This window comes from Bacillus sp. TE9106W (genome assembly GCF_054062215.1).
In genome coordinates this window covers 214,674-234,275 of the sequence record NZ_JBSSFA010000002.1, presented here as the reverse complement: position 1 = coordinate 234,275, position 19,602 = coordinate 214,674, and the positions used below count along the sequence as shown (strand labels likewise).

Below are 19,602 nucleotides of genomic sequence, written 5' to 3'. Positions count from 1 at the left end.
TTAAATAATATTATACTAATAAAGCGCTAAATAGTAGGTGGAGAAAATGGAATTTAACGATTTGGGTATTACCATTAAAGAACTTCGAATAAAAAAAAATATATCACAATCTGAATTATGTCATGGCATATGTTCACAAAGTCAAATTAGCAAGATCGAAAAAGGTGTGATTTATCCATCTAGTATATTGTTATATCAATTATCTGAAAGACTTGGTGTTGATCCAAATAATATATTTGCACTAACTCAAAACAAAAAATTAAAATACGTACAAAATGTAAAATATGTAATGATTGATTGTACAAAGCAAAAACAATATAAAGAACTTTATGAAATAGTCAAAAAAGAGAAAAACGAAAATAATTTCCAATCAAGAGAGGATAAACAATTTCTACTATTTTATGAAGCAATTGCTATATATCGTGTGAATAACGCAACAAAATTGGCTTTAACTCTTTTAAATAATGCATTAAAACTAACTGTAACGAATGTTGATTGTTTATCAGAAAGAGAAATAGATATTATGCAGTCAATTGCTATATTATATGCGGAAAATAAAGAATATGAAAAATCTATTAATATATTAAAAAAATGTTTAAGAAATTTTGATAATTTGGATTTCCCTAAAGATAAAGAAATTAAATTAAAAATCGTTTTTAATTTAACGAAATGTTTTAATCTAATGGATCAATATGAAGAATCAATAAAATACAGTGACAAGGGCATCAAAATAGCTATTAATCTAAATACTCTCTACCTATTAGGTGAATTATACTATTTTAAAGCTTCGAATTTATTAAAACTTAAACAACCTAATGAAGAAGCTGTTGTTAATAACATGAAACAAGCATTATTTATATTTGAATTAACAGAAAAAGAACATTATATACAAATGATTAAAGAAAAACTTATTGAAATACAGAATAAAAAACACTCATAATTTCGTAAAAACTACTTACAAAGCCCACAGGAAAAATCCCTATAGTTTTTAAACTTAGCACTCTATTATTAAAATTAAAGTGGTTCAAGTCGGAAGGCACTGAACTGTACCCCGAATCATGGACACTAAAAAAAAAGCCCCATGATTGGTCTTATCCCTGTCAAGTAGACAGTATTAAAAAGACTAAGCAGCCATCGAGATTCGATATTCTATCGGAGCTCGATGGTTGAGTTGTTTTTGGAAACGTTTATAGTTATAAAAGTAAATATTTTCTTCAATCGTAGCTTCCCTCACCGTTTAAATAACTTTGAACAGCTGATAACTTTATCTCATTTGAGTATGTATTAAATGTTGTACCTTTTTTTGCCATAAAAAATCCCCTCCAAGTAATAGTGTAACATCCATGTGTATACATGGTCTTTTTCACACTGTCTACCTAAAGGGGATAATATTATAAAAGGTCTTTTCTTTTATATACTTATTAAGATTTATATTTTTTGACTGTACAAGGAATAATTACAATGTATAAATCTATAGCATAGATTGTAACCCAAATACCTTTACCTTCAGCCGCTAGCTTTTCATTCAATTGTGATAAATGCTCTGAAACTTTTCTTTTACCCCATTTTCTAGGAAACCATTGAAAAACCTTAGGAACATTATGTTTCTTGTTATACCATACATTCAATCTCCAAAAAATAAAGAAAAACAAGACAATCACTACAATACAAAAAACATCAAAATATGAAATTCCTAAAATCATATAATAATTCTCCATTTCCATTAAAGCTCGGATAATTTTTTTCTTAATTCATCCTCTGTCTCAAAACCCTTAAATAATAAATGAACAATGTGATTATGGTTAAAAAACACATTATACTCTTTTGATAAATTACCATGAAAATATGGACAAGCAACATAATCCCCTAATTTATTATCAGATTGTTATTGCTTTCTTCTATAAATTATAAGAGATTGATTAATTTCTTCTACAAAAACTACAGGAACAATAGGTAATAATTCATTTCCAATCGGTAATTTTGGTATATATTTTTTTCCATACGAAGTTCCTCCTAAATAAAAAGAATTGTTACTTTAAAAATAAAGACGTAATTTTATAAAAAATAAAACCAGTTAATGGCATAACTATACCAAAAACTAAAGATAACATCATTTTCTCTTTAAATGTAGCATCTGCTCCAAACCAAAGGGCTAATAAACTAAGAGGAACAGCAATAAGACCAAAAATAATTAAAATTTTCCTAAATATCTGTAATGAAAGCAAAAACTCTTCCTCCTTAATAAATACAACAATTTAACCTTTCTCTATGCCAAACTTTATTCCTAATCCAATACCAAGGCCGACACTTAATTCATTTTTTAATCCAAATTTAGCCTATCCATCTCATTTGAATGATTTAAAAATTCTCCAAGAATCCTATTATATCGCTCATTAGATTCAGAAACCGCATTTCTAAATTAATATGGTCATAATAAAAAAAGAGGGTGCCCACACAGCTCCCTCTTTTTTCAGGTAATTAAATATGCTCTCCATGATCCATAAACACTTGAATAGATTCACTTTGTGGTACGTCTTTTACATTAGTAAGACCAAAAGTAAAAACAGCGGATAACATCATCATTAATAAGATTGCTTTTTTCATTTTAGCGCCCTTCTTTCTATGCTCTTTTTGTCTGCATCTAAAGCGATGTGTAAATACTTGCTGGCTTTTTCGTGATTTTCTGAACCATAGAATATATTACCTAATAGATAAGCATATTCTTTTACCCAATCATATAATTCTTCGTTTTCAAAATACGAAATACCTTCCATGACCACATTTTCTAATTCTTCTTGTGGCGCATAGTTATGTACTGCTTTTAAAATTTGAAAATGATGACGATAACATACGTCACTAATCTTATAGCCATTCTCAATATATTCGTTAGCAATAGGATTGTGACCTAACTTAAAATGTTCTCTCGCTAAAAGAAACATCGTTTTAGCGTTATTTTCTAATGAGTCTTCTAAATGTTTAATTGCTAACTCTGGCATGTTCTGACTTGCGTATAAAAGTCCTAAGTTATGCTTTACTCGTTTAATTAGGCTTTCATCATTAGATTTTTGGAAGGTACCTAGTGCTGAAAGTAAATATTCCTCTGCACTTTCGAATTCATTTAGTCGAATGTGTGCCATCCCTAAAGTATTCAAACATGCTGCAGTTTTTAATTCATACCCTGGGCTAATCGAAAATACTTCATTCGCCTTCGTAGCAAATTGAACTGCTAGGATTGGTTTTAATGTGTGATAGTAATGAACTGCAAGCCAATAATTAAGTTCAGCTTTTTCAATTTCATCATGAATGTACTCTAAAAACGTTTCAGCTTTTTCAAATTGCATTCTTGCTTCACTATGGTTTGCTGTATTGATAGCATAAATTGCTTTAAATAAATGATGATAGTACTCTAAAAATGTTTCTGTAGGCTCTTGCAATGGCTCAATTTTATCCAAAATATCTTTTGAACTATCCATATCACGAATTAGCAGGTTATACCGCGCATTCAATAAAGCATAGTAGACTAATATTGTTTGGTCTTCCTGAATATTATTGATTTTCTTTGCAATCTCTTCTTTTATTTTATTAGACTGTAATACACGTTGTGAAATTATAGCTTGATACCAATCGTTTAATAATTTTGTGATTTCTTCTTTAGAAATAATGTCAACATTCATATACGCTACCCCCTTTTGTTAAATGTTACCACAACATACTTGTTTATATAAATAACTTTTTGAATATTGCAACTTGATAAACTTTTTTCGAATACTTATATTAAAAAATATTAATTTTAGATTTAATAAAGTTTCTAATAAAAGTCTACTATACATATACATGCAATCTAATCACTGTGACTCCTGGTAATAACCAAATATATACCTTATCCATTACGAAAAGGGCACTCCATATGGAAATACCCTAGTTAATCCATTATTTTTTTACTTCAGCCCACTTATAATTAAATTCTGCACCGAAATCATTTGTTACAATTTCCTTGAGAGAAGAACGGTGCAAGTACGATCTACCTTGTTGATAGAAAGGAACTACTGCCCCATCACTTAGTAAAATCTGTTAAGCCACTTTGCGCTATATGTAATTAATATAAAGGTTATATTAATTACTCAAACACTCTTAGTTATGAATATACTTAGGAACCGTTACTAAAACTAGTGGTTATGCTTCTAATAGTGAATTCACAGTATACGGGGTTAATTTCGGTGGTGGAAAAGTATACTCAGAAAGCAGGAATTTCAAAGAGTATAGAGTGAAAAGACAATATTATATGCATTTTGATGTATATAATGGAGCTGGTCAAAAAATAGATTCATTTGAGACCACTCACACGGAAACTACAATTGAATATGAGAGAGCTTAAAACAAGAGAGTGTCTTTTATAGACACTCTTATTGCATTGCTATTGAAAGTGAAAATAAGTTATTTAATAGATGAATAGAAACAGGGACAAAAATATTATTGGTTTTATAATATGTGTAGGTTACCAGTAAACTAAATACAAAAAGAAATGCTGTATGACCTACAGAAATAGGATGTATACATGTAAATATTAGAGAGCTTACGATAAAGCTAGCCCATAAAGGTATATATTTCGTTAATCTTAAAAATAAGATACCTCTAAATAAGAACTCCTCCCAAATAGGCGCTAACAAGACAAGTCCAATTCCATATACAATTAATTCATGTTTATTAGGATTATAGATCATTTTTGGTGAATCAGAAACAATATTAAAATATTGAGTTATAACATTTAATATCGCTAAATATACCAATAAAAATAACCCAGATAATATTATGATCACATAATCCTTAGAACGGTTGAATTTAAGAACAGATAAAATCTGAAACAAATGGGAACGCGAGGGTTTATATGTAAGAACAATTAAAAAAAACGTTGAAAAATACACACTTCAAAAGGTACACCTTATGGAACAGTCCCTGTATCCCTCCCAAACCACTTCATAAGGTGCCAACCATAATTTTGAAGCCCCAAATAATAAACACCACCTTTTGAAGTGCTTTCTGTCAATTAGTCAGCTTTTCCAAAAATACAATTAAACAACCTGAATTCCATATTTATATGAGAACTCACGTTGCTTCTTTTAAAATCCTTATCTCATTATTTATAAACATACCCATCTTCACGTAGAAAACATCTAGCGAAATTATATATCAATCAACTACACAAAAACCCCTCCACCATAAGGCAGAGGGGGATTGTCTAATTCCTATCTCAAACTACCCGCAATCTCTGTAAAGATAACTCCAAGCGCATGCGCACCTGCATCAGGATATCCTAAACTTCTTTCACCAACTGTACCGGCGCGGCCCATGCGAGCTACGATTTCTTTCGTATACTCTGCTCCTTTAACCGCTGCTTCTGCTCCTTTTTCGAAGGCAACTTTCATATCTTCTTCGCTTGAAGCGCTAGCTAACCAAGAGTCTACACATGGAGCAAGTGCGTCAACAAGTGTTTTATCACCAACTACCGCTCCTCTACCGAATGATCTTTCACCGATTGATTGTATGCCTTGCAGTGCTGCTTGTAACATTTTAGCGAATTCTTTCACTGTTAACTCACGCTTCTCGCCTGCTGCTTTACTAGCTGCGCGGAATGCTCCGCCCCAGATTGGACCTGAAGCTCCGCCGCAATGTTCCATAATAATCATGGAGCAACCGTCAAGGAATGATCCGATTGTTACGTTCTCTTGCTCCACGATAGAATGCCACTCACGTTTTAATTGCTTAAATCCTTTTGCCACACTCATTCCGAAGTCGCCGTCACCTGCATGTGTATCTAACTCACAGAACGGTACTTCATTTTGAATAATAATATCGCTCATTTTATCCACGAGATAAATCATGTTGTTTAATGTGATGACATTATTTTTAATAACAGCGTGCTCTTCCGCTGTTTCTAGTTCAAATGAAACTTCTTTCTCTTCGGTTTCTTCAAGTACATTTACATACTCTACACTTTCAACTGGTCCATCTACTTTAAACGCTGGTGTATTACATTCTTTAGATAATAACGTTTTTAACTCATCATCTAACTTCATTACAGTTAAAGACATACCAGCCATATCGATACTCGTCATATAGTTGCCGACAAATACTCTATTAATTTTAATGTTTCTAGCTGCTAGTTCTCTCGTAACAGCGTTGTTAAATAAGTAAAGTTCTTGCAGTGGTGTTCCGCCAAAACCGTTAACTAGAAGCGCAATTTCTTCGCCATCTTTTACTCCTAAATCTTTTACAAGATCATTTGTCATACGGTTCGCTAGTTCATCTGCTGACAACATTTTTTCACGCTTAATTCCTGGCTCGCCGTGAATACCTACGCCGTATTCCATTTCATCTTCCGCAAGTGTGAAAGTAGGTGATCCGCTCGCTGGAACTGTACAAGACGTTAACGCTAAACCGATTGTGCGCACGTTAGCCGCTGCTTTTTCCGCGACAGCTCTCACCGCTCCTAAATCCATACCTGCTTCCGCTGCTGCACCGGCAATTTTATGGACTAAAATAACGCCCGCAACGCCGCGGCGTCCTACTGTATATAAACTATCTTCTACCGCAATATCATCGTCCACTTTTACGTAGTCAACTTCAATTCCATCTTCCGTCGCTAAATGAGCTCCGTTTTTGAAATTCATAATATCGCCGCTGTAATTTTTAATAATTAATAACGTACCTTTTTTACTCGCTGTTTCTTTAATTGCTTGATACACCTGAATTTGTGAAGGCGAAGCAAACACATCTCCGCACACTGCCGCATCTAACATTCCTTTTCCGACTAGTCCTGCATGTGCCGGCTCATGCCCACTACCGCCGCCACTAATTAACGTTACTTTATTTTCGTTCATTTCTTTCTTCTTAATGACTTTATATTTTTTCAAAAGCTCAAGCTCTGGATGAGCCATAACCATTCCGTTACACATTTCCATTACTAATGTTTCTGGTTTGTTTATAATCTTTTTCATTGTGCTTCTCCCTCAATTCCTTTAATATATTGTGATATATTTGAAATCTTCTTCTTACTACTCATGTTAAAATGAAAGCGTTTTATAGTAAACGGACAAAATGGACAATCTGTCTAAAGACACCGCTCTCATTTATAGATAGGATTTTTATATTACTAACATTCTAGGGATGATTCAGATGACCTCTTCTATAATTTCTAAAAAGATAATTGCGAACTCATTGAAGTATTTAATGGAAACAGAGTCGTTTCATAAAATATCAGTGAGCGATATTATGTTACACTGTCAAATGCGTAGGCAAACTTTTTACTATCATTTTAAAGATAAATTTGAACTATTAAGCTGGATTTATAGAGAAGAAACGAAAGAAAACATTATCGATTTTCTCGACTATGAAACATGGGAAAACATTTTCGATTTATTATTTGATTACTTTTATGAAAATCAAAAATTTTACCGAAATGCTTTTAAAGTCATTGAGCAAAACTCGTTTAATCACTATTTATTTGAGCATACGAAAAACTTATATATGAAGATTATTGATGAACTATCTGTGAGCTGTGGATTCAGCCTTTCTGATGAGACAAAAAATACGATTGCCTCCTTTTATAGTCACGGCTTTGTTGGGACGATAAAAGATTGGATTGAAAGCAAATGCGAAGTAGATCCGTCCATTATGTCTTCTCTCATGAAAAATATGATAAACAATCAATTACTACTATTACTGGAGCAATCTGCAAAGTAATTAAAGGGTGGAAAAAGCAATGAAAAAGATTATGAATGATGTACAAAATATCGTTCAAGATATGATGCACGGCTTTCATTTTGAACATAACGACAAAGTAAATTACGACGAAACAAATAACATCATTTATGTAAAAGATATCGAAAAACTGAAGCAAAACGTTGTTATCATAAGCGGTGGTGGTAGCGGACATGAGCCTGCTGATATTGGTTATGTAGGAAAAGGAATGCTTACGGCGGCAGTAAACGGAAGCATCTTCACTCCGCCAACAGTGGAACAAATTGTCGCAGCAACTCGCCTCATGCCAAAAAATAAGAGTATTTTATTCATCATTAAAAACTTTAAAGATGACGTAGAAAACTTTTTAGCGGCAAAGCAAATCGCAAAAGAAGAAGGAAGAGAAATTGACCACATCATCGTAAATGACGACGTTTCAATTGAAGATGATGCTTCTTTTAATAAAAGAAGACGCGGCGTTGCTGGTACTGTTTTCGTTCAAAAAATACTTGGTGCGGCCGCTCTTGAAGGTCACTCTTTAGAAGAACTAACAGTACTTGGGCAAGCTGTCATTAAAAACTTACACACATTAGGAGTCGCTCTTTCACCTGCAAACGATCCAGTGAAAGGAAAAGCTTCGTTCACATTAAACGAAGATGAAGTCTTTTACGGCGTCGGCATTCACGGAGAAAAAGGATATCGTAAAGAAGCGCTATCCTCCTCTGAAATATTAGCGATCGAACTAATGAACAAACTTAAAAGCATTTATCGCTGGAAAAAAGGCGACAACTTTGCTATTCTCATTAATGGACTCGGCGCGACGCCATTAATGGAACAATACATTTTCGCAAATGATATTCGCCGTTTATGTGAGCTGGAAGGCTTACAGATTACATTCGTAAAAATCGGTACCCTGCTCACTTCTTTAGATATGAAAGGTGTTTCGCTTAGTTTGCTTAAGGTAGAAGATTGGGATTGGCTGAAGTGGTTGAAGGCGGATGCTCGAGTGGGTAGTTGGTAAGTAAAAATTATGATGATAAAAGCCTTTAACTATAACGAGTTAAAGGCTTTTTGTAAATTGAAATATCGTACGAGCGTTAAATAGAAATTCGTAATTACCTCACTGAATGATGACAGGCCTTCCAAATAAAGCTGGATAATAAATTAACATCGCACCTACAAATGAACACACTAAACACAAAACAGCTTCGTATTTTATAACTAGAGAAGAGTTCGTATCCAACTTTTTTTCCTCTCTTTTACATATCAATTTAAATAAAACGCTATATAAGAAATATCCAATAATCGCCCCGAGGGTGTTCGTAAATAAATCATCAACATCTGTAATTCTATTATTTAACAATTGATTTAACTCAATTGCCAATGAAAAAAAGAATCCTGCACATACGGTGTTTTTCATTTTTCTAAACTGCGGCCAAATAGTCGGCAATAAAAAACCGAACGGCATAAACAGTACAATGTTCAAAAGATACGTAGTACTACCCGCCGTATCAAATAAAGTCAAATTAATTTGATTGACACGAATCCACGTTTCATATCTACTTATATCCCATACAGTCGCGATTTGCGTCACCTTATACACTAGCGAAAGGTAGAATAGAAAAACATATACCCATAGAAAGTGCCTAATAGATATATTGTTTTTCGCTTTAAAATAAAATCCAATTTGAAATACAATACAAAAAATTATAGTAAAAAAATACGTATACAAATAACTAATCAAAACTTCTGTATGCATGTAGAATCCCCTAACTTTACATTTTCATCTATTATTTTAGAACATAGTTTAAAAAATAGTACTTTCGCTTCAAATATCGGGAATATATGAAAAATAAAAAATCCCCACTTCTTCATTTTCAGTCTCCTCCTTGATGTAACTTGTTTATAGGATAAGAAAAACTTTTAAAATAAAAAGTGGGGTAAATATAAAATTTTTCTTAAATTTTATGTTGGGTTTTATTATTACTCTCGTTAGGAATCCGCTATTCGTTGTTAGATAGCAACATGCTTACACCTATAAAAACATTGAACTACTGAAAAATTCTGCCCTCAATATGACAGCAAATTCACATCAAAAATGTAAATCTTCATTTTCCTCGTATTTTCCTTTATTCAGTCTCTGTCTTATAAATAATTCTGCGATAATTAAATTAGGTACCCACGCTAACCAAGCAATAACCGCGTAACTAAGTTCAAACTGCTCTATTCCAAATAGAACGATAAACAACGGTAGCCAAATTCTTAATGTAACTGCCGCAAAGGTTAAAGAGTAATTTCTGATCATCCAATTTCGATGGTCTTTCATTTTTTTATTCTTAACTCTATGTAATGCTTCATATGCTGATGTTAGCCAAAATACGGATAACAAACCGAAACCTAGCTTTGCTACCAATCCTCCCGTAGCATAAAAGGACAGGTACAGTCCAGAAATGCCTCCTAATAATATACCAACCATATAGATTCTCCCAGCTATTCGATGACGGTTGATATTCCTTTCTCTAAATTTAGTGGATAATGTAAAAGGACCAATTACTAATGCTACTATACTCGTTGTAATATGCGTAAATAACATACTATACCAGAACTCACTTAATTTAGATCCATACATAAGCTTCGCTTTTACAAGCCCTGTTTGAAATCCATCCATAATAAAATATTGGACAACAATATAACCAGATACTAAAAGAGCAAAACAAGTAAATACAAACCAAATTTTCCTGTTCAAATTTTACTGCCTCCTTATTACATGAAGGAATTAGATTATACATTACTGTTCATTCTAGGGAAAAATAGAAAAGCCTTCTTTACTGATTTATTCAACACATTGTTTTTATAAACCGAATGACTTACATGCAGCGACGAATAAAATATATGATACAAGGCCCTTCTTCATACATAAAAACCCTCAAGTATGTCGTTCTATACTTGAGGATTTTTTCATTTATTCTCTCTCGTCTCTCATTTTCTTAAATCAATAATTAGCTCATCTGTAATCTGCTCAAGATGGAAAAATCTTTTTATATAATGGATATCAGACCATTTTTCTTCTCCACCAATAATAAATAATTCTTGCGCATCATACATAAATGAAAAGCTTGGATAGAAACTGTCAGCCTTTATTTCAATCTCACCAATACGATTACTGATAATCTTACAGTCTACCGAATAGCTTAATAACGTATAGAGAGAATCTTGTGCTGATTGGAAGAAATACTTCATAAGTGTGGTTATATCATCACTATTGGTAATGCACACTTTAAAAAAGTTCGTATCCTTTTTCTTATTAGTAAAAACTAGCTCAAAATGAAGTTTATTCTCTTCTAAAAATCCTTCAATAAAGTCTCTACATAAATAAGTTTCAAATAGCATATACATAGGAAATTTGTTATGTGTACTCATAAATCCTTTAACGATTTCTTCGAATCCTGTATGCTGATTCCAATTCGTCCCCACTCCTATCATAATAGGGTGATTTAAATAAATAGGATACGGCGATAATCCTTCATCTTTTAACATATACACTCGTTTTTCATCTGTATGAAGAGCTGGTTTAGATTCTTTTAGTAAGTATTGAGATAATTGAACATGTAACACATTTACACCTGCCTACCTTAATATCTTTTAGAAGCAAGCTCCGAATTGAACTTTATATCCTTGAGGTAGAGATGAACACAACACATAATGATGCCCCGTATCTTTATGGAAATGCCATACATTAAATGCACCATTGTAACCTTTTCCAGTTGTTTTATGAACTAATTTAACGCTATGTTTATCTACCGAGAATAATCGAGTATTATTTTTCTTATTTTGAACTAAAATTAATTGATTTGTAGTGTTAGGAAAACTAATCTTATATTGACCAATATAATTTTTTACTGCCTTCTTTAAATAATTTTGGGCAACTTTCCCACCACTTACGATAACCATACGTAAAGCTATGATACCAATCCCAACAAATACGGCTGGTAAAAGCGGCCCAGCTCTCAATACCTCTTGGTTTGTACCATCATTTTGTTCTAAATACATGTTATTAAGGGTTGCTTCTAACTCTTGATATTCGGGTTTAGATACTAGTTCTTCAAAAAGAGTTTCTATTTCTCCTTCAGAAAGTTGATTGTAATCAATATCAAATATACCATTTTCTCTTAAGAAATTATCTGCTAATCTATTAGCCTCTTTTTCACAGAAACTTGTTTCATCACAATCAGCCTCTAATGATATGACTGATTTGTTATTTACTACTTCTGCTGTAGCTTTTCCAACTGGTAATACTACGTTAAACATAAACGCCACTATCAGCATTAAAGCTATAGGTTTAACAATTTTCCCCATTTTTCATCACTCCTATGATAATTCTTCATTTTACAACTAAATATTACGTTTAATACATTTTTATTACAAGTCTAGTTATAGATGGTTTTTTTTGATAAAATTACCTTGTAATAAAAAGGAAACTTAATAAAGTTTATAATTAGCTATATGTAAATAATAAGAAAAATAAATATTAATTATAATGACTGTAATTCAATATATAAACTGTATAGCTATTAAGTCATTAGATATGAATAAGAACACAGTAACAGTTACTTTTAAGAGGATAAATGGCGACATAAGAATCAGTGATGCGTGGGTGAATAAATAATGTTAGAAAATCTTATCACTTCGGCCGATTTCGAAGAGGCTGAAAAATTATTTAAAAACAATAACTTCGAGGAATTTTCAGAAGAAATACTATATGTTACTTATGAAAATAGTAGTATTACCAAATATAGTTTTATAAATTATTTATTAATGAAAAAAGAATCAAGTGATTTACATGATCTTGCATTTGATTTACTAGTAAATCCTTTATGTCATATAGAAGGAGCATATCATTCTGCTTTATATCATGCTAAAAAATCCGTGGAGTTAACAGTGGAGTTAACAAAAGAAGAAAATGTGGATAGTTTATTACAATTACTATTTCTTCATTCCGTACCAGATAAATTAATTTCTGATACAAAGGCAATTGAAATTTGCAATAAAATTTTAGAATTAGATGCTTCTAATGAAATTGCTAAAGAAACTATTAAGGAATTATGTTAAATAAGGGATTGCCATATGGCAATCCCCTATTTTTTTCATACAACACAAAAACTATCAAAATTGCTACTTTCCCTATTTTAAAAAACGCTGATTAAAGGTTCACTTTATTCCTTCTCATCCCTCATACTATAATACCCCAAATTAATAATAACCAAGAAATACCCACCCATAATTCCAGCTGCAAATGTCCACATGAATTCATGGTGTTCAATTTCATACATAATAATTGCGCCGAGAATTGCGGCTGCGAACCGATTCATCATCCCGAGCATCGGTGCTTTTTCTTTTTTTACAATGCTATCTCCGAACTTTTCAATACGTCTTCCTAAAATCCAGGCGCAGTACATACTCACCAAAAGGCCAATGCTTATTCCTACGAACTGGGCTGAAAAAGGTGTCATCCACCATCCCAATAACATTACGCCTAGCAAACAATATATTTGTATGTTAAATGATCTTAATGCCATACGAATCATATTCTGCTCCTTACCTTTCTCTTTAATTCCATCTTTCGGACTTCAAGCTTTCCGATATATCTTTTTTAAAATGAGGGAATTTAATTTTACTCACCATTAAATACGCGAGTATGCATGTACCAAACGCCACGGAAACTGGATTATTCAGGAGACATAAAATAAGAAGACAAATTGCTGCGAATGGAATGGGCATGCCGATAAAGGTCGGGAGTTTACTTTGCTGCGTGTTAAATCTTGCAAGCCGAAGCATTCCGCACACACTATATGCAAGCGCACATAACATCCCGATAGATTGCAAATCTTTTAAAGCGACACTATAGGCAAGAATAGACGGCGCCACACCAAAGGTAACTAAATCCGCAAATGAGTCTAACTCTCCGCCAATTTCCGAAACAGCATCTAGCTTCCGAGCAACCATGCCATCAAACAGATCAAATACCATACCTGTAATAATGAACATGACTGCACCATACATATCTTGAAAGAAAACAGAATAAATGGCCAATATCCCACAAATAAAATTCGCTATCGTCATCATATTTGGTATGTAACTCATCACACGCTTCTCCTCCTTTCTACTCATTACCTCATTCAAGTTCTTACTCATTACAATCAAGATCCTTCTGTTTTTCTTCCAATATAACTTTATTTATTTTCTTTAACGTATCCGTCATTTGTTCTAAAGCACCGATATCGATTTTAGAAAAATACTTCTCAATTAATACATCATCTAACTCAGACAACTCCTCCATATACTTACTACCGTTTGGACCAAGTGTAAGGAAATACTCCCTTTTATTATTAGGATTTACTTGTTTTGAAATCATCTTCTGCTTTTCCAATTTGGATAAAACTTGGCTAACAGCGCTTTTCGATATATTAAAAGTAGTCGCAATGTGATTCGCTGTCGTGTTTTCATTTAAATGAATATGAAATAACATACTCTCTTGCTGTCCTGTAAGACCATACTCATCTTTCAACTCCTGAAATAGTAAAATGTAGAATTCATTATAAGCCCGGTTCATTTCATTAATTATTTCTTTATACGTTCTCGTCATAGCACTCTTCCTCCATGCTGTTATTTTATTCTGTTTAATAGTTAAGTTCACTTAACTTAACTATATTATACCGTTATGTTTGTGTAAAGGGAAATCGATCTCTATCCATTCCTATAACACGGAATAAAGTATACCTTTTTCCTTTCCCACTGCTTTTCATTGATCAAATTCCGATTTCTCCGGCATAATACATCTGTTATTCTGAATAAATAAACATAATCATTACAAAAATCCCACATAGACCCATTACTGGTTAAAATGTTATAATGAAATCACCCTACATAGTTACTCATATTCCAATTGAGGAACTAGCGTCTTATTAAGCAATGCGCATAACTCAAATAAAAAAGACACTTGAAAGTGTCTTTTTTATTTATATTCATAAGAATTCTCTCTTGTATACACAACGTCTATCAAATGGAACATCCTAAAATATTTAAGTTTAATACAGATACAAATGGTAAAAAATTATTGCGTTCACTATCACTTTGTTCTTCTTTACAATACATTTAACTTATTAAGATTTAAAAATCATACAACAAAAGAGGGAAATGGTTTAAGATACTCTTTTCACCTACCTCTTAACTTGATACCATTTTATAATTGAGTTCTTCACCAAAAACATTTGTGACAATCCCTTTAACCGATGAATGTTGTAAGTAAGAACGGCCCATTCAATATTTTCTATTCAAATATGATAGAATGAAGATATATCCAAAACGGAGGGAAAACAAATGAACTCAAACACAAAACAGTTTATTTATGATATCCAGCAAAGAAAGAACAATTATATAGAAAATGTATTAATAGCAATACAACATCCTCAAAAAGAGCAATCTGAACAAGTCATTCAAAATATAGTAGAGAAGATGGATATGATGATTAGTTTAGTTACTACTTACATGGCTATTGAATCCGAATCTACAAAAGAATTAAAAGAGCTTCAGGAAGAACTTATTCATGCTCAAGCATATATTCAAAAACGGAAATTTGAAGAAACACAGAGATAAAACCCTGTGTTTTTACTTGGTGGACTATGACATTAATTTTTTATAAATTTGATTATTGCTTTGGCATAATCCATACAATTTGTTGAATGCGTACAATATATGGCGCCGTATCTTCAATGAGCAAATGATCTGGTTTCACATCCTTTAATTTACCTCTTATATTGCCTCTTACAGTTTCAATAACCACATGTTTACCAATTACTGATTGTAATGTCTGATATACATAGGGATTAGGCACACTTACCATATGTTGTTCACTCAAATCATTTCCTTTCGAATAACTCATTCTATAAGACTCCTTTCTAACTTGCATTCTTTCTACTAATATATGATATAAATCTTATAAATATGCTAGAAGGATAATTCATTATAAGAACGGAAATAACATTTTAATAGAGTACGGTTTCTATTTCTACGTTGTTAAAAAAATGATTTATATAAAGTTACTTTTACTAGTTAATAGGAGATGATAAAGGGATATTTTGAATATACATCTAGGTTGTTCCTTTCTGGATATGTATCATTTTAAATACGCCCTTTATTAGAATAGTGCTCATACTTTTTTTGAGATTCTTTCGTAATACGTGCGTTAAGTAAAATTGCTAACAATAAAAACACTCCATATTTTCCTCCTGTAGCTCCTATGATAATCACACTACTACAAACAAGTATAATTAATAGGATAAACGAAACTGAATAAATACGGACATAATTCTTTGACATTTTTTCGTATTTTATGCGTTCCTTCCTTGCATTCATCTAAATTCCTCCTTTAAATTATTCATTTCACTATCAAATAAATCTCACCCTTAAAAAGGAAATAATATATCGTTATGTAAATTAGTTTGTTTTTTTATCAACTAATTTATATAACGTAAAAAGAAATCCTACCAATATTAAGCTTTCCACCATGATAATCTCGCCCCTCTCCTTCCTTTTAATCCCAACACATCAAATGAAAGTTGCAGCAAACAAAAAGGATCATCCCTTTTCGTAAAGGATCATCCTTTTCTTCATTCAACAATTTTCAGGTATTCTTGATTAATTAAAATAACAGCTGGTCCATCTACAACAATTCCACCAACTTCAATTTTTTCATAAGGCTCAATCTTAATAGATGTAATCCCTTTCCGCTTCTTTAACTCGTTACTTAATTCTTGCGTTGGCATGCGTTTCATATCTTCACTCCTTCTTATTGTTTCATTTAATCTTATTATGTTAAATAAATTGTAAAAATGGGTTCTAGTTCTAGAAATCCCATCAATTTGTATCGTTGACCATATATTTAGATGTTACCAACTCGCGTATCTCTCTTATGAAAAGAAGATAAACAATTACTATTCACTGTCTCAGTGAATGTAAAAATCCTTAAAGATACAGATGAGATTGATTGTTTTTTCTTCTAGAAATAATGACTTAGATATATATACCTAAAACAATGAAAGCCCTACCTCTCTTTCATCCTTACGGCTCCTTGTCCGTGCCAGTGTGAATCAGGATTGCAAAAATTCAAGTGACTATTTGATCGAGTTATTTAATGAAACTTCGAACGTTCATAAAAGAAATTTAAAAATAAAAATGGATTAGATTGAAGTAATAACAAAAGAGGTTCCTACTCTAAAAGTGAGTTGAAGAAATTGAATGTCTTTGAAATGATTTGCTTTTAATACTCATCATATTCCCGAAAGATTTAGAATGTTTTTAGAGGATATAACACATTATTTATAATGAACCTTAACAGAAACTTTTTATTTGATTTTCAGTGATTCCTTTAATTAATTCTAGTTCACTGACCAAAAATCTATATGCATCATCCAGCAATTTTTTTTCGCTTGTATTGAGTGCTTTTTCTTTCTTCATACGCATTAAATCCCGTACAACTTCAGCACCTTCTTGTATTTCACCCGTTTTTACTTTGTCCGTGTTCACTTTATGCCTTTGTTTCCACGGCAGTAATTTACAGGATTCTTCATGGTGAAAAATGTGTATAATGTGCTTTAATGCAAGTATATCAATAACTGGGCGTATATTCGAATTCAATATTTTACCCGTAGGAATCATGACTTGCATATTACTGATCGACATTTTTATGACAAAATACTGTTGTTTTTTTCCTGAGAATTCTTTTTCTTCTATGGCTTCAATTATACCTGCTCCGTGCATTGGATAAACAATGTTATCGCCAATTTGAAACATATAATCCACCTCCATATATGGTAACCTTCTTAACCTTAACATATATGTGTTTTTTTATAAAATATTTTATAATATCATAAAATTATTTTTCTGTCAATCACTTTTTCTTTAAAAATCAAATCGAATAAAAATAGTATAAAAAACATAGGGAGTGTGTCAGATTCTCCATAAAGGGAAGGGGAATTTCCCCTCGCATATTCTGAAACCTCTACTCATTAACGTAGATCAGTTTTCCCCTTGAAAACGACCAAATCGATCCCTTATTTTTTTCAATCTTGTGTGGTACTCCAAAATCTCAATTCTTGCTTTTTCAGCTAGAGGTGCAATTGGTCATAAGTCTTTTCCCCCAATACTCAACCACTACAATATTTTGATCAAGTACTTGATCAAAATATTGTAGTGGACCATAATTCGCTTCTTTTGCAATTACAGCCATTCTATTTTCAAAATCAGGCATGACGGCACCTGGCATTTTAAAATTCTTAATCACATTGGCAATAATGAAGATACTCGTCATGTTATAAATCTTCGTGAGTGTAAAAAGGTGCATGCTTATAAAGAATCATTTTATAATAAAGATAGATAGTGTTTTATACACATTAACAACTTATTTGTAAATCCAATAATATATTAGATTAAGCACTCGAAAACCAAATACAGTAGATGAGATAGCCTTAAACGACAAATCCCAACTAGAACAATGTACATTGGCTATGTATGGTGAGTTAGACCAAATTTTGTTATAGGGAAGAGGCGATAAACATGCAGTCAACAGAAGCACATATGAAGGAAAAACAACGTAGAGAAAAAATAGAAATTATATTTAGTCACAGGGTAAAAGGGGAGAGTTATTTTCACGGCTCTTCCTATCAATGGAAAAACATTGTATATCAAAATTATGATAGAATACAACAAAAAGAGATGGAAGTTGAACAACTTATTTCGAAAATGGAAAAAGCAGGGGTTCGTTTTACGCAGCACCGTTCACTCATACACTATCCCATCATTGATTTTGTAAAATATATAGCTAAGATTTATAGGAACCCCTCGAAATACAATAATCATATTTAAAGGAAACCATTATAAAAGGTTTATTTTCGAGGCTTTTTTAACTAAAACCTTAAAAAATCATTACAACATTCTTTTTATTTTCAATACTCTTCGGTTTTGTTACAATATCAACCATAGCGTATTATATTCGTTTGTATATTTTCATATTTTGGGGATTTTATTACACAAAAAGACAATTCTTCATTGGAGTTGTCTTTTATTTTTTTCGATATGCACAATACTATTCTGATACAAAAACATCAAGATTCTTACAACCAAAGAAAAGGTAGGATTTCTAATAAGAGAGATTCCACTTTATTTCCTCATATTCCGTCATTATTTTATGAAACGTGTTTTTCTTTAGCTCTAACATTTGCATAAACATAGTGGCTGTCTTTTCTTCACCTTTACATTTATTACAAAAAATGTTATTATTAAAATGAATTATTTTTGTTCGGTGTAAAGGATTTGTAACTTTTCACCTTTATGATCACTGAGAGCAAGGATAGTATTACATTGTGTGTTTACACACTAGGAGGCAATACAAATGGAAAAAGGTAATGTGAAATGGTTTAATGGCGAAAAAGGCTTCGGATTCATCGAACGTGAAGGTGGAGACGATGTATTCGTTCATTTCTCAGCGATTCAAGGCGAAGGTTACAAAACTTTAGAAGAAGGTCAAGCAGTGACTTTTGATTTGGAGCAAGGTCAACGTGGACCTCAAGCTTCAAACGTACGTAAAGCTTCTTAATTTTACAAACCAGGGAAGGCAGGCTCTTTTATAAGAGTCTGCTTTTTTTCTGTGAAACAAAGAACCCCCGGCTCGTAAAGGACATGAAAATAGTAAATCAAATGGTAAACCAAGTCTAGCATATACTTACGGCGTATCTTAATTTAATTTTTGAGCTACCAACTTTATAAGCCTTTTTTCTAGCATAAAAGTACCCCCTAAATTAAAACTCTCTT

Annotated in this window: 25 protein-coding genes and 3 pseudogenes; 8 read left to right on the top strand and 20 right to left on the bottom strand. The window is 32.2% G+C overall.

Annotation, left to right across the window (positions count from 1 at the left end):
* Positions 1-46 precede the first annotated feature (46 nt).
* Complete coding sequence (locus tag ACVWY7_RS04715) at positions 47-940, top strand: helix-turn-helix domain-containing protein (protein WP_212114712.1); 894 nt, start codon at positions 47-49, stop codon at positions 938-940.
* 183 nt (positions 941-1,123) lie between these two features.
* Here ACVWY7_RS04715 and ACVWY7_RS04710 read toward each other — a convergent pair whose 3' ends face one another.
* From ACVWY7_RS04710 to dhaK, 8 genes and pseudogenes are all read right to left on the bottom strand, one after another.
* On the bottom strand, positions 1,124-1,234 hold the full coding sequence (locus tag ACVWY7_RS04710; RefSeq protein WP_142395621.1) for an IS3 family transposase: 111 nt from the start codon (positions 1,232-1,234) through the stop codon (positions 1,124-1,126).
* Positions 1,235-1,421: 187 nt separating this feature from the next.
* Positions 1,422-1,703 (bottom strand): hypothetical protein, encoded by a 282-nt coding sequence (locus tag ACVWY7_RS04705; RefSeq protein WP_142395622.1) that lies wholly within the window; start codon positions 1,701-1,703, stop codon positions 1,422-1,424.
* Between the two features lie 20 nt (positions 1,704-1,723).
* Positions 1,724-1,987 (bottom strand): annotated as a pseudogene (locus ACVWY7_RS04700) (DUF4176 domain-containing protein).
* A gap of 43 nt (positions 1,988-2,030) precedes the next feature.
* Positions 2,031-2,225 carry a hypothetical protein gene (locus ACVWY7_RS04695; RefSeq protein WP_105990136.1) on the bottom strand — a complete coding sequence of 65 codons (195 nt, stop codon included), beginning with the start codon at positions 2,223-2,225 and terminating at the stop codon, positions 2,031-2,033.
* A gap of 253 nt (positions 2,226-2,478) precedes the next feature.
* Positions 2,479-2,604: a hypothetical protein gene (locus ACVWY7_RS04690; RefSeq protein WP_000709204.1), complete on the bottom strand. Its 126-nt coding sequence runs from the start codon at positions 2,602-2,604 to the stop codon at positions 2,479-2,481.
* Entirely contained in the window at positions 2,601-3,674 is a 1,074-nt protein-coding gene (locus ACVWY7_RS04685; protein WP_105990137.1) for a Rap family tetratricopeptide repeat protein, read from the bottom strand. The genes ACVWY7_RS04690 and ACVWY7_RS04685 overlap by 4 nt, the downstream gene beginning before the upstream one ends.
* A gap of 729 nt (positions 3,675-4,403) precedes the next feature.
* Positions 4,404-4,721 carry a CPBP family intramembrane glutamic endopeptidase gene (locus ACVWY7_RS04680; RefSeq protein WP_374223475.1) on the bottom strand — a complete coding sequence of 106 codons (318 nt, stop codon included), beginning with the start codon at positions 4,719-4,721 and terminating at the stop codon, positions 4,404-4,406.
* 522 nt (positions 4,722-5,243) lie between these two features.
* Positions 5,244-6,995: a dihydroxyacetone kinase subunit DhaK gene (dhaK, locus tag ACVWY7_RS04675; RefSeq protein ID WP_105990139.1), complete on the bottom strand. Its 1,752-nt coding sequence runs from the start codon at positions 6,993-6,995 to the stop codon at positions 5,244-5,246.
* A 178-nt stretch (positions 6,996-7,173) separates the two neighbouring features.
* On the opposite strand from dhaK, the gene dhaS reads away from it, so the two are divergent.
* A complete protein-coding gene (dhaS, locus tag ACVWY7_RS04670) occupies positions 7,174-7,740 on the top strand; it encodes a dihydroxyacetone kinase transcriptional activator DhaS (protein WP_000204220.1) in 567 nt (188 codons plus the stop codon).
* A gap of 19 nt (positions 7,741-7,759) precedes the next feature.
* Positions 7,760-8,758 carry a DhaKLM operon coactivator DhaQ gene (dhaQ, locus tag ACVWY7_RS04665; RefSeq protein WP_212114710.1) on the top strand — a complete coding sequence of 333 codons (999 nt, stop codon included), beginning with the start codon at positions 7,760-7,762 and terminating at the stop codon, positions 8,756-8,758.
* Positions 8,759-8,857: 99 nt separating this feature from the next.
* Here the strand turns inward: dhaQ and ACVWY7_RS04660 are convergent, their stop codons facing one another.
* The 4 genes from ACVWY7_RS04660 to ACVWY7_RS04645 all read right to left on the bottom strand — a co-directional run bounded on the left by ACVWY7_RS04660 (position 8,858) and on the right by ACVWY7_RS04645 (position 12,093).
* The gene (locus ACVWY7_RS04660; RefSeq protein WP_212114708.1) at positions 8,858-9,496 is read right to left on the bottom strand and encodes a VanZ family protein; all 639 of its coding nucleotides are present in this window, start codon (positions 9,494-9,496) and stop codon (positions 8,858-8,860) included.
* 333 nt (positions 9,497-9,829) lie between these two features.
* The gene (locus ACVWY7_RS04655; protein WP_073524892.1) at positions 9,830-10,483 is read right to left on the bottom strand and encodes a DUF2306 domain-containing protein; all 654 of its coding nucleotides are present in this window, start codon (positions 10,481-10,483) and stop codon (positions 9,830-9,832) included.
* Between the two features lie 233 nt (positions 10,484-10,716).
* A complete protein-coding gene (locus tag ACVWY7_RS04650) occupies positions 10,717-11,352 on the bottom strand; it encodes a hypothetical protein (protein WP_073524890.1) in 636 nt (211 codons plus the stop codon).
* 27 nt (positions 11,353-11,379) lie between these two features.
* Positions 11,380-12,093 (bottom strand): hypothetical protein, encoded by a 714-nt coding sequence (locus ACVWY7_RS04645; RefSeq protein WP_073524882.1) that lies wholly within the window; start codon positions 12,091-12,093, stop codon positions 11,380-11,382.
* A 217-nt stretch (positions 12,094-12,310) separates the two neighbouring features.
* Between ACVWY7_RS04645 and ACVWY7_RS04640 the strand changes: the two are divergent.
* Together ACVWY7_RS04640 and ACVWY7_RS04635 are read left to right on the top strand one after the other, a co-directional pair.
* A pseudogene (locus ACVWY7_RS04640) lies at positions 12,311-12,403 on the top strand (SAR2788 family putative toxin); the annotation flags it as partial.
* Complete coding sequence (locus ACVWY7_RS04635; RefSeq protein ID WP_073524881.1) at positions 12,403-12,846, top strand: hypothetical protein; 444 nt, start codon at positions 12,403-12,405, stop codon at positions 12,844-12,846. The pseudogene ACVWY7_RS04640 and the gene ACVWY7_RS04635, both read left to right, overlap by 1 nt.
* Positions 12,847-12,950: 104 nt before the next feature.
* Here the strand turns inward: ACVWY7_RS04635 and ACVWY7_RS04630 are convergent, their stop codons facing one another.
* Genes ACVWY7_RS04630 through ACVWY7_RS04620 form a run of 3 tightly spaced genes read right to left on the bottom strand, consistent with a single transcriptional unit; the run spans position 12,951 to position 14,380 of the window.
* Positions 12,951-13,322 (bottom strand): ATP synthase subunit I, encoded by a 372-nt coding sequence (locus ACVWY7_RS04630; RefSeq protein WP_073524879.1) that lies wholly within the window; start codon positions 13,320-13,322, stop codon positions 12,951-12,953.
* Between the two features lie 22 nt (positions 13,323-13,344).
* A complete protein-coding gene (gene pssA / locus ACVWY7_RS04625; protein ID WP_212114700.1) occupies positions 13,345-13,929 on the bottom strand; it encodes a CDP-diacylglycerol--serine O-phosphatidyltransferase in 585 nt (194 codons plus the stop codon).
* Positions 13,922-14,380, bottom strand: coding sequence for a MarR family winged helix-turn-helix transcriptional regulator (locus ACVWY7_RS04620; protein ID WP_000198926.1), 459 nt, complete (start codon positions 14,378-14,380; stop codon positions 13,922-13,924). Before ACVWY7_RS04620 ends, pssA begins: the two co-directional genes overlap by 8 nt.
* A gap of 734 nt (positions 14,381-15,114) precedes the next feature.
* Between ACVWY7_RS04620 and ACVWY7_RS04615 the strand changes: the two genes are divergently transcribed.
* Complete coding sequence (locus ACVWY7_RS04615; RefSeq protein ID WP_001087724.1) at positions 15,115-15,390, top strand: hypothetical protein; 276 nt, start codon at positions 15,115-15,117, stop codon at positions 15,388-15,390.
* 52 nt (positions 15,391-15,442) lie between these two features.
* Here the strand turns inward: ACVWY7_RS04615 and ACVWY7_RS04610 are convergent, their stop codons facing one another.
* From ACVWY7_RS04610 to ACVWY7_RS04590, 5 genes and pseudogenes are all read right to left on the bottom strand, one after another.
* Entirely contained in the window at positions 15,443-15,676 is a 234-nt protein-coding gene (locus ACVWY7_RS04610; RefSeq protein WP_000122390.1) for a YuzF family protein, read from the bottom strand.
* Between the two features lie 239 nt (positions 15,677-15,915).
* The gene (locus ACVWY7_RS04605) at positions 15,916-16,149 is read right to left on the bottom strand and encodes a hypothetical protein (RefSeq protein ID WP_073524868.1); all 234 of its coding nucleotides are present in this window, start codon (positions 16,147-16,149) and stop codon (positions 15,916-15,918) included.
* Positions 16,150-16,403: 254 nt separating this feature from the next.
* A complete protein-coding gene (locus ACVWY7_RS04600) occupies positions 16,404-16,568 on the bottom strand; it encodes a BC1881 family protein (protein ID WP_000827566.1) in 165 nt (54 codons plus the stop codon).
* A 556-nt stretch (positions 16,569-17,124) separates the two neighbouring features.
* Positions 17,125-17,586, bottom strand: coding sequence for a CarD family transcriptional regulator (locus tag ACVWY7_RS04595; protein ID WP_000486306.1), 462 nt, complete (start codon positions 17,584-17,586; stop codon positions 17,125-17,127).
* A 215-nt stretch (positions 17,587-17,801) separates the two neighbouring features.
* A pseudogene (locus ACVWY7_RS04590) lies at positions 17,802-18,085 on the bottom strand (acyl-ACP desaturase); the annotation flags it as partial.
* A 263-nt stretch (positions 18,086-18,348) separates the two neighbouring features.
* Between ACVWY7_RS04590 and ACVWY7_RS04585 the strand changes: the two are divergent.
* Positions 18,349-18,657, top strand: coding sequence for a hypothetical protein (locus ACVWY7_RS04585; protein WP_105989991.1), 309 nt, complete (start codon positions 18,349-18,351; stop codon positions 18,655-18,657).
* 526 nt (positions 18,658-19,183) lie between these two features.
* The gene (locus ACVWY7_RS04580; RefSeq protein ID WP_000410775.1) at positions 19,184-19,387 is read left to right on the top strand and encodes a cold-shock protein; all 204 of its coding nucleotides are present in this window, start codon (positions 19,184-19,186) and stop codon (positions 19,385-19,387) included.
* The last annotated feature ends 215 nt before the right edge of the window (positions 19,388-19,602 follow it).